The following is a 12,372-nucleotide window of genomic DNA, read 5'->3' as shown; positions in this document are numbered from 1 at the left end:
TGACCGTGTCTACGTGTCTGCCACTACGCTACGTCGCGGTGGCCTAGCACAGGCCGTCCTTCCCGACAATCGCCTCTTTCGCGAGACCGCCTACCCGCGCATGCACGCGCTGCCCCGTGCTCATGACGAGGATGTAGACCACTTCGTCCGCTGCCGGCGCTCCGGGCACGCAGACTTCGATCGCATCGAAATGACTGCGCACGTAGCTCGCGTTCACATGAGTCATCGGTACATCGAGCGCCGTGGAGGGTGCACCGACCTTCTTGGTCGACGGCACGATCGCGTTGGTCGGCACGCCGTTCTTCTCCAGCAGTTCACGCATGGCGTAGCCGCCCGGCACGTGCCATAGCGCACCGTGTTCCAGTTCACCCGCCGCGCCGACGATTGCTCCCTTGCCGTAGCTCTCGATTGCCGCATGCGGGACGGCCATCGCGGCAAGCAGACGCTGGGCCAGATCGATGCCGATCGGCTTGAGCGCTTCCATGGCGTGCTCGATCTTCGGCTCGTAGCGGCCCGCAAACGGATTCGTCATCACCGCGGCAATCGCGCCCTTGCGCAATGGTTGCGCAGGCGGCGGTCCGAACTCGTGAAAAATGTCTTCGACGTGCGTCAGCACGCGGCGGATTTCGAACACGGAGCCTCCGTTGGATATTGGGTGTTATGGGTCACGCGCAAGCCGCTGCCAGCGGTCAGCGACGCATGCAAACCCGTCATGCCGACGACACTCACGCGCCGCTGCAAAAACAGCGCGGCGCCTTCGATCAAACCTTGCTCGTGCAGACGTCTCGCTTCCTGCGCACCGCAGGCGAGCGCGAAATCGACCAGCGGTTGCGGCAACGGCGGCACGTCGACGGTGACCAGCAAGTCGCCGAGGTCGCTATCGTCTTTCAGCGACGAAGCCGGCTGGCGCACGATATCCGCGTGCTTCAGATCGACCGCGTTGGCGATCATCGTTGCAGCGGCATCAGCGGCGGCGGCGCTGCGAGCCAGCACGGTCACGCTATCCGCGATGCCGAGGCTGAAACTGCGGCCACGCCAGCCGCTCGTTGCAATACCGCGCACCGGCGACGCAGCGTCGAGCGTCAGGTTGGCGTCGAGCTTGAGGCCTTCATTCAAGCCGGCACCGGGACCATTGGCCAGGCTCGCGCCTTCAAATTCAGCCAGATCGGTGAACACGCCGATCCGGTAATGTTGGCCCTCGCCAAGATACAACGCAATATCGCCGCCGTTGTTGATGAACGCCCGCGATACGCCGGGCCGCGCGAATGCCGCGATCAGTTCATCGGCCACGCTGCCCGCGACTGCAGCCATCGGCGTGATATAGCGGGCCCGGTGCGGATAACAGGCGTCCCACATGCGGCGTGCGACCGCGCCTTCGCATGGCGCGCTCGACGCATCCTGCGGCACGGGCTGGCGTAACTTCGGCAACTCGGCCACCAGTTCGTCGAGGATCGCCGTGAAGCGCGCCCAGCACGCTTCATGCGCAGCCTGTACCGCCGCGGCGTCACCATCGGCGCCGATGATCAGATCGATCGGGCCGTGATGCAGGTGCCAGCGTGTGGCGTCGAGGGGCGCGCGGGTTGCGGTCATGGGCGTCATCCGAGCATCGGCGGTGTGCCGAGCGGCCATGGGTTGTCAGGGTGACGCACGAGGGTACGGCGCCCGAGCGGCGCTCCCTCGACATGATCTGGTCCGTGAGCGAGCACGCTTTCCAGCGAACGAACGGCTTCGAGGTGGCCGCCGAGATCGCGGTAAACGTCATAGCTCATGGTGAATTCGATCGGCGCCACGATAGCGGGTGTGGGCACCGTACCGAACGAACGGTCCGGCATGCGCGTCACGTCTACCATGACGGTGATACCACCACCAGGCCATACGTACGCAGGCGCCCCGCCGCAGGTCACGTTCACCAGACGCTGTTTGATCGCACGGGTCAGCAGAACGGGATTCTCAGTAGCGCCGGCGCGCAGGCTGCCGCCCGCGCCGCCCAGGAAAAGCACCGTAGCCAGCGATGGCTCGCAGTTTTCACCAATCCGCTCCACGGTCCGACGAACCGCTTCGGGCATCTCCATCACTCGCGGCACCAGATTCGCATCCAGTTCGTACCACTGCGCATGTTCGCCCGTGGTGGACACCATCAACAAACGCATCCCGGGCCGCGCTACAGCGGCATCAAAGCCCTCAACGATGGCAAGCGGGTCCGAGATGTCCGTGCCGCCCCATCCCGTGCCGGGGTTTGCCACCTGGAAATAACGGCCCGGTGTCGATTTGCGGCCGCGAATCTTCAGACCTGAACGCGTCATGCCGAGGCATCGCCCCGCCTGATGCTCGGTCAGCACGCCGGTAATGTGATCGTCGACCACCACTACTTCGTCGACATGTCCGAACCACTGCTTGGCAAATATGCCGATGGTGGCCGAGCCGCAACCCACACGCATGCGCTGCTCTTCGACGCCATCCACGATCGGCGCCGCGCCGGCGCGAATCACGAGACTCGCGCCGCCGTCGATGGTCAGCTCCACCGGCTGCTTGTTGCCGAGTTCGAGCATCATCTCGCAGGTCACGCGGCCCTCTTTCTTGCTGCCCCCGGTCAGATGGTGGACGCCGCCGAGGCTTAGCATCTGCGAACCGTATTCGGCCGTCGTCACGTGGCCGACGATCTCACCCTGGCAACGCACATTCGATTGCTCGGGGCCGAGAAAGCGGTCGGTATCGATTTTTACCTTGAAACTGCAGTAGCTGAAGATGCCCTCGGTGACGACCGTCACCATGTCGACATCGTCGAGCTTTGAAGAAACGATGAAGGGCGCCGGCTTGTAGTCAGGATAGGTAGACGACGCGCCTACGCCGGTTACAAACAGCGCCTGGTCCTGAGCCTGGAGTGCCGTCGGCGAAGCTCCGTTCACGCCGGCGGATGCACCAAATTCGATCACCGCTGCTTCGTCCGTGGGCTTGCCGGACGCAAGCGACGGCGCCATGAACACCACCGGATCAACGCGGATCAACCGCCCGTCCGCATTTGCATAGCGGTCGCACGCCCCGGTGCGGCCTTCGGAGATCTGGCACAGCACGGGACACGCATTGCATTCGATCTTGTTGCCCGCCATCCGCTCGCTGCGGGGCGCCGCTTTTTCGAGCACGGTGGGACCGGGCGTGGAAGCGGTTTCGCCATCCACACGGTCTGCACCGAAATCGACCTTCGTATGTTCGGTCATGTTGGGGTTCCCATACGACGACATTACAATCGGCCCTGCCCGGTTGACGAAATAGCCCTTGTTTCAAGGCATATTCGTGTGACCCGCACCGGCATGCTTTTTGAAAAATGTTGCGGTCACTAACCGTTCGTGTAGTATGCACTACATCAAACTTGATAGAAATCTACTCGATCAAAATAGACTGCGCAACGTCTTTTCCCTGGTCGTTGGTCATGTTGCGGCGCGCCATTGCCTGCGCCGCGACCCTATGCAGAAGGAGTTTCGCCGTGACACATGTCGTGACAGAAGCCTGCATCCGCTGCCGTTATACCGACTGCGTAGACGTCTGCCCGGTGGACTGCTTCCACGCCGGACCGAACATGCTGGTGATCGACCCGGACGAATGCATCGACTGCGCGGTCTGCGTAGCCGAGTGCCCCGTCAATGCAATTTACGCCGAAGAAGATCTGCCTGCAGCACAGCAGACGTTCACCGCGCTGAACGCCGAGTTGACCGGCGTGTTCCCGGTGCTAAGCAAGCGTGAAGACCCGTTGCCCGAGGCCGATGCATGGAAAGACGTCACGGAAAAATTGCATCTGCTCGAGCGCTGAGGTGTGCCATGCCGCGTCCCATGCGTTCCGCGCCGCCGCCGTTCAGCACCCTGATTTCGCCGCACCGCAGCCTCCCCGGCGTGCGTATCCGGCTCCTCGTTCCCCCGTTGTTTTTCCCTCAACCGATCGCAGGAGAAACCCATGAACGAAGTTGTTGACCACCCCGCCTCTCACGATATGCAGGACACCCATGCCGAACCGCCATCGCCCATCGAAACCGACGCATTGATCGTCGGTGCAGGGCCGGTCGGCCTCTTCCAGGTGTTCGAACTGGGGCTGCTTGAAATCAAGGCGCATGTCATCGATTCGCTGCCGGTAGTAGGCGGCCAGTGCGTCGAGTTGTACCCGGATAAACCGATTTACGACATTCCTGCGGTGCCGATCTGCACCGGTCAGGAGCTCGCCGATAATCTGTTGAAGCAGATCGAACCGTTCGGCGCAACGTTTCACCTCGGGCAGGAAGTGCAGATCGTCGAGCGTCTGGAAGACCGGCGCTTCTTCGTGCGCACCAGCAAAGGCACCGAGTTCGTGACTAAAACCATCTTTATTGCAGCGGGGGTGGGCTCGTTCCAGCCGCGCACGCTGAAAGTCGCGGGCATCGACAAATACCACGGGCGGCAACTGTTTTACCGCGTGCGCGATCCCGAACTGTTCCGCGACAAGGACATTGTGATCTGCGGCGGTGGCGATTCCGCGCTGGACTGGGCACTCAATCTCGTGGACGTCGCGCAAAGCGTGATCCTCGTGCACCGGCGCGATGACTTCCGTGCGGCGCCTGCATCAGTAGCAAAAATGCGCGCGCTCTGCGACGATCTTCGCATGCAATGTCTGGTCGGCCAGGTAAGCGGTTTCGAAGACAATCATGAAGCGCTTCATCGCATCAAGGTGACGGGCGGTGACGGCGTCACGCGCACGCTCGAACTCGATCATCTGCTGGTGTTCTTCGGACTCTCCCCGCAGCTTGGGCCGATCGCCCAGTGGGGACTGGATATTGAACGCAAACAGGTAGGCGTCGATACTGAGAAGTTCGAAACCAATGTGCCGGGCATCTTTGCGGTTGGAGATATCAACACCTACCCCGGCAAAAAGAAGCTGATTCTCTCGGGATTCCATGAAGCCGCGCTGGCAGCATTCGGTGCTGCGCCCTATATTTTCCCGGACAAGAAGATTCATATGCAGTACACAACAACCAGCACTAAACTGCACAAGGTGCTGGGTGTGGAGTCGCCGGTGTTCGATTAATGACGTGCTTGCCCGTTTGCATCCGGGCGGTATGATGACAACGGCCGGCGGCGGAAACCGCTGGCCCGCAGTTTTGTGCCTAGTTTTGTGAGTAGATGCATCAGAACCATCACCAGAGAGAACCGAGGCCGCCCATGAGTCCAACTGCCGCCCGCAAGACGGGCGCTACCGGCATCCGCGCGAAGCAGGCCCAGGATACGCGCGCAAAGATCCTGAAAGCAGCCATCAAGGTATTCGCGAAGCAAGGCTATGCAAGCGGCCGGGTCGAAAGCATTTCAAAAGCAGCGCGCTCGCACGACCGGATGATTTACTACTACTTCGGCAGCAAGGAGCAACTATTCGTCGAAGTGCTCGAGACGATCTACTCGCAGTTCAATGAAGCCGAAAGCCGGCTCGACCTGGATCTGGACAATCCCGTGCATGGCCTGCAACAGATGGTCGAATTTGTCTGGCAGTACTACCTCGATCACCCCGAGTTCGTCACGCTGCTGTCCAGCGAAAATCTGCATCAGGGTAAGCACTCGAAGAAATCGTCCAAGCTGCGTGAGATTTCCGGCTACGCGATTTCTGTGGTCCAGAAAGTGCTGGATGCGGGCAAGGACAAGGGTGTGTTTCGTAGCAGCATCGCAGCGCGCGATGTGTACATCATGATCGCGTCGTTAGGGTATTTTTATAATGCCAATCAGTACACGCTTGGCGCGTTTCTGGGCGAGTCGCTGATGGACAAGGCAGCGCTCGCGCATTGGCGCGAGGTCATCAAGGAGACGGTACTGCGAGCGGTGTTGGCAGAAGTGCCGGCCGAGGTGGCCAGCACAGAGAGCGAAAAAGCTTCGGTATAGGGCTGACCAGGGCTGACCAGGGCTGACGCTTAGGCCTTTGCCCCGTCTTCCTCGCGGAACAGCTTGTCGGCCAGATGAAACGCCGAGTTAGCCGCAGGCACGCCGCAATAGATTGCGGTCTGCAGCAGCACTTCCTTGATCTCGTCGCGGGTCACGCCGTTGTTCTTCGCGGCGCGCAGATGCAGCGCGAGTTCTTCGCTGCGATTGAGCGAAACCATCAACGCGATCGTCACGAGGCTGCGGGTATGACGCGGCAAACCTTCGCGCGTCCAGATCTCGCCCCATGCATAACGCGTGATGAAGTTCTGGAATTCCTCGGTGAGTTCGGTGCGGTTGGCCAAAGACCGCTCTACGTGCGCGTCGCCCAGCACGGCGCGGCGCACGTTCATTCCGGCTTCGTAACGTTCGTTGTCGTTCATTGCTGCTCCGTGAGGAAGTCGAGGATGGTCTTCGTGAAGGCGTCAGCTTGCTCGATGTTGGAGATATGCGAGGAATCGAGTTCGACATAGCGCGCGCCAGGAATCGACGCTGCGAGCTCCTTGCCTTGCGCGGGCGTCGCGGCCAGATCATGCGTACCGGAAATCACCAGCACCGGCAGCTTGATACCAGGCGCTTCGGGACGCAGGTCGGTGGCATCGATCGCTTCGCAATTGCTGGCGTAGCCTTCCTTGTCCGTGTGGACGAAAACATCGCGGATCACGGAGAAGATCAGCGGTTCGCGTGCGATGAACTCGGCGGTGAACCAGCGCGGCAAAACCGCTTCGGAAAGCGCCAGCATCCCTTCCTTGCGTGCCCGTTCGGCACGCGGCACCCAGACTTCCGGCGAACCGATGCGCGCTGCCGTATTGCACAGCACGACGCGTTCGAAGCGGTTCGCGTGACGGGCCGCGAGGCCGACGCCGGTCAGCCCGCCCATCGAGAGGCCGCAAAAATTCGCCTTGGCGATCCTCAGCGTATCCATCAGGCCGATCACGTCGCCCGTCAACTGTTCGATCGTGTACGGCCCCTTCGGCGCTTCCGAATGACCGTGGCCGCGCGTGTCGTAGCGCAACACGCGAAACGTCTTCGATAGCGCGGCGACTTGCGGCGCCCACATCGACATATCGCTGCCAAGCGAATTCGACAGCACGATCCACGGCGCGTGACCATGACGGTCGCCGTCGATCCGATAGTGAAGCTCGATGCCGTTGACTGCGGCGTAGGGCATTCCGTTACTCCTGGGAAGGTGCGCGGCCAGCGCGCTCGCTGTGAAGAGCCAGCACGGCGTCTATATAGGCGTGTGCCTGGCCGACGTATTGAGCCGGATCGAGCAGGCGCTGCAGTTGCTCGGCCGGAAGATGTTCGGTTACTGCGGCATCGGCGGCGAGCACGTCGAAGAGCGTTTGCCCCGATTGCACCGCTGTTTTCGAAGCCCGCTCTACCAGATGATGCGCGTCGAGCCGGCCGATGCGATCGCCCAGCGCAAGCATCACCGATTCGCCGAGGATCAGACCATGCGTAACTTCGAGATTGCTCGCGAGCCGTTCGACGTTGACGTCGAGACCGCTCACGATCTGTTCTATGTTGGCAAGCGCCCCACCTGCGAGCCGCGCGAGATCGGGCAACGCATCCCATTCGGCCTGCCAGCCGCCGAGGGCGCGCTCGTGTTCCTGCACCATGCCTGCAAGCACGGTAGCGACGAGCCCCGGCGCGCGCGTCGAGGCGGTGAGCACGGCCGCGCAGCCGACGGGATTGCGTTTATGCGGCATCGTCGACGAACCGCCCTTGCCCGCCGCGGCCGGTTCGGCCAGTTCGCCGAGTTCGGTTTGCATCTGCAGCGAGATGTCGCGAGCAATCTTGCCAAGCGTGCCGATCAGCATGCCGAGCCATGAGGCCGTTTCGGCGATACGGTCGCGCTGCGTGTGCCACGGCACCGCGGGCACGCTCAGGCCCAGCTCTTTGCCTAGCGCTTGCGTTACTTCCGGCGCTGCGTCGCGCAGACTCGCAAGCGTGCCGGCCGCGCCGCCGAATTGCAGTGCCAGCACGCGAGGGCGCAACGCATCGAGCCGTTCTTGATGACGCAGTAACGTATCGAGCCACTGCGCGAATTTCAGACCCAGCGTAATCGGCAAAGCCTGCTGCAACCAGGTCCTGCCGATCATCGGCGTCGCGCGATGGGTGCGGGCAAGCACAGCGAGCGCTGCGCAGGTAGATTGCAGATGCGGGCCAAGCAGATCGAAGGTGTCGCGCAGTTGCAGGACGGTCGCGGTATCGATGATGTCCTGGCTCGTCGCGCCCCAGTGGACATATTTCGACGCTTCCGCGTCCGCCGCCTTCACGCGCGCAGTCAGTTGCTTGACGAGCGGAATGGCCAGATTACCGCCGAGCGCCGCGTCGCGTGCGAGCGCGTCGGCATCCAGTTGATCGGCCTGGCAAGCCGCTTCGATCGCGGCCACCGCCGATTGCGGAATGACGTTGTGCTGCGCCGAGGCCCGCGCGAGCGCCGCTTCGACATCGAGCATTCTTTGCAGCGTGGCGCGGGGCGACCAGACATCGTTCATTGGCTGCGTGCCGCAGATGAGACCGGTCAGACGGGCGCTGGCTTCGAGCATGGTGAATTGAAAAAACGGAGAAAGGATATCGTCCGCGCGTCCGAATCTACGCGCAAGCGAAGCACGCGCGGCCTTCGGAAACATTGGACACGCCAGACACGTTACACCATAGTCGCCAATGCCGCGCTGAGGTCACGCAGCGCGTGCCGCCTGGGTGCCGTCGATCAGCGGCACGCCGGTCAGCTTGTGCAGCGCGTCGAAATCGATGTCCGAGAAAATCTCGCGCACCACGAGGCCGTCTGCGGTGACGTCGATCATCGCCAGGTCGGTGTAGATGCGATCCACGCAGGCCACGCCTGTGACCGGATAGGTGCACTCGGCAGCGATCTTGCTTTCGCCCTGCTTGGTCAGGTGCTCCATCATCACGTACACCTGCTTGGCGCCGATGGCCAGATCCATTGCGCCGCCGACTGCCGGAATCGCATCCGGCGCGCCGGTATGCCAGTTCGCGAGGTCGCCCTTGGCCGATACCTGGAATGCGCCGAGCACGCAGAAATCCAGGTGGCCGCCGCGCATCATCGCGAACGAGTCCGAATGGTGGAAGTACGCACCGCCCGTCAGCAACGTGACGTGCTGCTTGCCGGCGTTGATCAGTTCGTCGTCTTCCGCGCCAGCTGCCGGTGCCGGGCCCATGCCGAGCAGACCGTTTTCGCTGTGCAGGAAAATTTCCTTGTCTGCAGCGAGGTGGTTGGCCACCAGCGTCGGCACGCCGATACCGAGGTTCACATACGCGCCTTCAGGGATGTCCTGAGCGACGCGCTTCGCCATTTCATCGCGGGTCAGTTTTTTCATGTCGGGTCTCCTCAGGCTGCGGTCGCGGATGCGAGCTCTGCTTCATGCGTGGCTTGCGGCACTTCGATCACGCGTTGCACGAAAATGCCGGGGGTGACGATCACTTCCGGATCGAGTTCGCCGAGCGGCACCACTTTCGACACCTGCACAACCGCAGTTTTCGCCGCGCTCGCCATGATCGGGCCGAAGTTACGCGCCGTCTTGCGATACACCAGATTGCCCCAGCGGTCGCCCTTGAAGGCCTTGATCAGCGCGAAATCCGCATGCAGCGGCGACTCGAGCACGTAGTGCTTGCCGTCGATCAGGCGCGTTTCCTTGCCCTCCGCGAGTTTCGTGCCGTACGCGGTCGGAGTGAAGAAGCCGCCGATACCCGCACCTGCTGCGCGAATACGCTCGGCGAGATTGCCCTGCGGCACCAGTTCGAGTTCGATCTCACCGGCGCGGTAGAGCGCGTCGAACACATAGGAATCGGTCTGGCGCGGGAACGAGCAGATGATCTTGCGCACGCGCCTGGCCTTCAGCAATGCGGCCAGGCCGATGTCGCCGTTGCCGGCATTGTTGTTGACGATGGTGAGTTCGCGCGCGCCTTGCTCGATCAGCGCGTCGATCAGTTCGGACGGCATACCGGCCGTGCCGAAACCGCCGATCATGACGGTCGCGCCGTCGTGCACATCGGCGACCGCCGACTGAAGTGACTCGAAAATCTTGTTGATCATGTCGAATTCCCTAAGGGACGCGCCGTACCGTGCCGCTCGCGCCGTCACGGCACGCCTGCTCTGGCGAACCACGCGGAACGGTTTGCGGGACGGTCTCCACGTCCTGGTCATGGCGCGCCGACCGGATTCGATCAACACGCAGTTTGTTCGCGAATTTGTTCGATATGCGAACACTGATTCGTTTAGCGAACGCATTGGCGCATTATGAAAGCTGCTGCTTGCGCTTGTCAAGGCGGGGCTATCCATGATCCGCTTTTATCCCACCTGCCCGGTAAAAATTCTGACGAAAGAAAAGAAGTCCCCGCTTGTTTAACCTGTTCAGGATATTCAATATCTTGATCTGGCGATCTTCGATGTCCACGTGGTTTTGAGTTCCTGACGGTTGGGGTAAGTGATTCAGGACGCACGATCCGTATCTCACGTATCTCACTTCATCAGGATTCTTAACTAACCAAATTGAATGAGCCAGATCGAACCACAATTCATCATAGAGACAAAATATCTTGCAGCTCAACCATCCGCCTAACAACGACGTCGACGCAACCCTGGACGTGGAGGCGCTTGTCGCACTCGCCGACACTGACTTTGCCGCGCGGCGTTTCATCGAGGCGATGAATGGTTACCGCAAAGTGCTCGCCATCAGCCCGCGCCATGTGCACGCGCTGCATCTGATGGGACTCGCCTGCGTGCATGCGAACGACATGAACCAGGCGCGCGGCTATCTTGAACAGGCGCTGCAAGTCGCCCCTGACCGCGCCGATCTGTGGGAGCACGCCGGCCTGCTCGCGGCGTTGCAGGGAGACATCGTTTGCGCCGACGCGTTCTATCGTCGCGCGATCGCATTGGGCGGCAGCACCGCCAGCCTTCACAGGAACCTCGCTGACAGCCTGCGGTTGTCCGGCCGCTTTAGCGAGGCAATCACCCACTACAAAAAGTCCCTTGAAATCGAGCCAGCGTTGCATCATGCAATTCGTGCCTTGGCCCGAATCAGCGCGCAAATCGGCCACATCGATGACGCCGCCGATTACTGGTTGCGCGCATGGACGCTCGATGCATCCAGCCTGCAGGACGGCCTTGATCTGATTGCAGCACTGGCAAAGACAAACCGTACCAGTCAGCTCAACTTGGCGACCGCGCAGATCCGAACCCGCTTTGCCCGCGACGCCGAGGCGCTCAAATCGCTGTCGTTCGTATTGAACACCAACGATCATTTCAGCGACGCATACAGCGTCGCGACACAGGGACTCGCCATCGATCCACGCCATCCCTTACTGCACCACAACGCAGCGCGCGCACTCGGCATGCAGGGTGACCTCGCCGCAAGCCGGCCACACAGCATGGAGGCTGCGCGGCTTATGCCGGATAACCCATATATGCAATTTCAACTGGCCGGTGTGCAACTTGGATTGGGCGATTTCGAAGAAGGCTGGCAGCGATACGGATGGTTCTACAAAATCCCCGGCCGGGAGAAAGAAGTGGTCCGTCCACCGTTTCCTGAATGGCAGGGTGAATCGGTTGCGGGACGTCTATTCCTGCTGGTTGGTGAACAAGGACGTGGCGATGAAATCCAGTTCATCCGGTTTGCTGAATGGTTGCATCAACAACGAGCAATCGTCGACGTGCTGGTAAGCGAGCCCATAGCAGGGCTAGCTGCCAGCATGACGACCGTGCGAACCGTATGGACTACCGTACCTCCCGGACCTTACGACTACTGGAGTCATATGCTAAGGATTCCAGAGCGCATGAAACTCAGCTTGCCCATGCTCCCCATTGCGATGCCGTATCTCGCCACGACGCCTCACAAGTTTCGCTATTGGCAGGGCTACATTGATGCCCTGTCATCGCGAAAGATGAGCGAAGGAGGCAAACGTATCGCCGTGGTGTGGGCAGGCAGCGCGACCCACGCTCTCGACCGTTACCGGTCTATCCGGATCGAGGCGCTAAAGCCGCTCTTCAACCTCCCGCAGGTCAGCTGGTATTCCGTGCAGAAAGGCGAGCGCGAACGCGAGGCCGAACGTCTCGGCAATGACTTCGACGTGTACACGTTAGGCCCCGCAATCGAAGACTTCACCGATACGCTCGCGATACTTCAAACGCTCGATCTGCTCATTTCGGTAGACACCTCCGTTGCCCACCTTGCCGGAGCCGCGGGCTTGCCCGTGTGGACGCTTATACCCGCCTGCGCGGACTGGCGCTGGCTGACGGACAGAACAGATAGCCCCTGGTATCCATCAATGCGCCTGTTCCGGCAACGTCGGTTGGGAGAATGGGAGGCCGTCGTCGACGAGGTAAGGCATGCGCTACGCGAGTGGCAAACGGCCCCTTCGGCGCTTTCCCCAATATCCGCCAGCGCGATTTAAGGAGTAAGGTATATGCGTTAAACCGAT

At 61.3% G+C, this 12,372-nt stretch carries 12 protein-coding genes; 4 read left to right on the top strand and 8 right to left on the bottom strand.

Going from position 1 to position 12,372, the window contains the following annotated elements; all coding sequences use genetic code 11:
- Positions 1-43: 43 nt before the first annotated feature.
- The 3 genes from P3T24_RS19880 to P3T24_RS19870 are packed head-to-tail and all read right to left on the bottom strand — an operon-like array spanning position 44 to position 3,215.
- Positions 44-634: an amino acid synthesis family protein gene (locus P3T24_RS19880; RefSeq protein ID WP_429437036.1), complete on the bottom strand. Its 591-nt coding sequence runs from the start codon at positions 632-634 to the stop codon at positions 44-46.
- A complete protein-coding gene (locus P3T24_RS19875; protein WP_429437034.1) occupies positions 610-1,590 on the bottom strand; it encodes a UPF0280 family protein in 981 nt (326 codons plus the stop codon). The genes P3T24_RS19880 and P3T24_RS19875 overlap by 25 nt, the downstream gene beginning before the upstream one ends.
- A 5-nt stretch (positions 1,591-1,595) precedes the next feature.
- Positions 1,596-3,215, bottom strand: coding sequence for a 6-hydroxynicotinate reductase (locus tag P3T24_RS19870; RefSeq protein WP_429437032.1), 1,620 nt, complete (start codon positions 3,213-3,215; stop codon positions 1,596-1,598).
- Positions 3,216-3,481: 266 nt separating this feature from the next.
- On the opposite strand from P3T24_RS19870, the gene fdxA reads away from it, so the two are divergent.
- From fdxA to P3T24_RS19855, 3 genes are all read left to right on the top strand, one after another.
- On the top strand, positions 3,482-3,805 hold the full coding sequence (gene fdxA / locus P3T24_RS19865) for a ferredoxin FdxA (RefSeq protein WP_429288090.1): 324 nt from the start codon (positions 3,482-3,484) through the stop codon (positions 3,803-3,805).
- A gap of 177 nt (positions 3,806-3,982) precedes the next feature.
- On the top strand, positions 3,983-5,047 hold the full coding sequence (locus P3T24_RS19860; protein WP_429437554.1) for an NAD(P)/FAD-dependent oxidoreductase: 1,065 nt from the start codon (positions 3,983-3,985) through the stop codon (positions 5,045-5,047).
- A gap of 134 nt (positions 5,048-5,181) precedes the next feature.
- Positions 5,182-5,886, top strand: coding sequence for a TetR family transcriptional regulator (locus P3T24_RS19855; RefSeq protein ID WP_429437030.1), 705 nt, complete (start codon positions 5,182-5,184; stop codon positions 5,884-5,886).
- Between the two features lie 29 nt (positions 5,887-5,915).
- Here the strand turns inward: P3T24_RS19855 and pcaC are convergent, their stop codons facing one another.
- From pcaC to P3T24_RS19830, 5 genes are all read right to left on the bottom strand, one after another.
- Positions 5,916-6,305, bottom strand: coding sequence for a 4-carboxymuconolactone decarboxylase (gene pcaC, locus P3T24_RS19850; protein WP_429437028.1), 390 nt, complete (start codon positions 6,303-6,305; stop codon positions 5,916-5,918).
- The gene (pcaD, locus tag P3T24_RS19845) at positions 6,302-7,093 is read right to left on the bottom strand and encodes a 3-oxoadipate enol-lactonase (protein WP_429437026.1); all 792 of its coding nucleotides are present in this window, start codon (positions 7,091-7,093) and stop codon (positions 6,302-6,304) included. The genes pcaC and pcaD overlap by 4 nt, the downstream gene beginning before the upstream one ends.
- 4 nt (positions 7,094-7,097) lie before the next feature.
- Entirely contained in the window at positions 7,098-8,477 is a 1,380-nt protein-coding gene (locus P3T24_RS19840; RefSeq protein WP_429437552.1) for a 3-carboxy-cis,cis-muconate cycloisomerase, read from the bottom strand.
- A gap of 132 nt (positions 8,478-8,609) precedes the next feature.
- Positions 8,610-9,269 carry a 3-oxoacid CoA-transferase subunit B gene (locus P3T24_RS19835; protein ID WP_074267652.1) on the bottom strand — a complete coding sequence of 220 codons (660 nt, stop codon included), beginning with the start codon at positions 9,267-9,269 and terminating at the stop codon, positions 8,610-8,612.
- Between the two features lie 11 nt (positions 9,270-9,280).
- The gene (locus P3T24_RS19830) at positions 9,281-9,985 is read right to left on the bottom strand and encodes a 3-oxoacid CoA-transferase subunit A (RefSeq protein WP_074267651.1); all 705 of its coding nucleotides are present in this window, start codon (positions 9,983-9,985) and stop codon (positions 9,281-9,283) included.
- 503 nt (positions 9,986-10,488) lie between these two features.
- Between P3T24_RS19830 and P3T24_RS19825 the strand changes: the two genes are divergently transcribed.
- Positions 10,489-12,345, top strand: coding sequence for a tetratricopeptide repeat protein (locus tag P3T24_RS19825; RefSeq protein WP_429437023.1), 1,857 nt, complete (start codon positions 10,489-10,491; stop codon positions 12,343-12,345).
- The last annotated feature ends 27 nt before the right edge of the window (positions 12,346-12,372 follow it).

Origin of the sequence: Paraburkholderia sp. GAS33, from assembly GCF_050436645.1 — a bacterium.
Classification (GTDB): domain Bacteria; phylum Pseudomonadota; class Gammaproteobacteria; order Burkholderiales; family Burkholderiaceae; genus Paraburkholderia; species Paraburkholderia phenazinium_B.
Note: the sequence above shows the minus strand (reverse complement) of the source record. Positions and strands in the feature narration are given on the sequence as shown.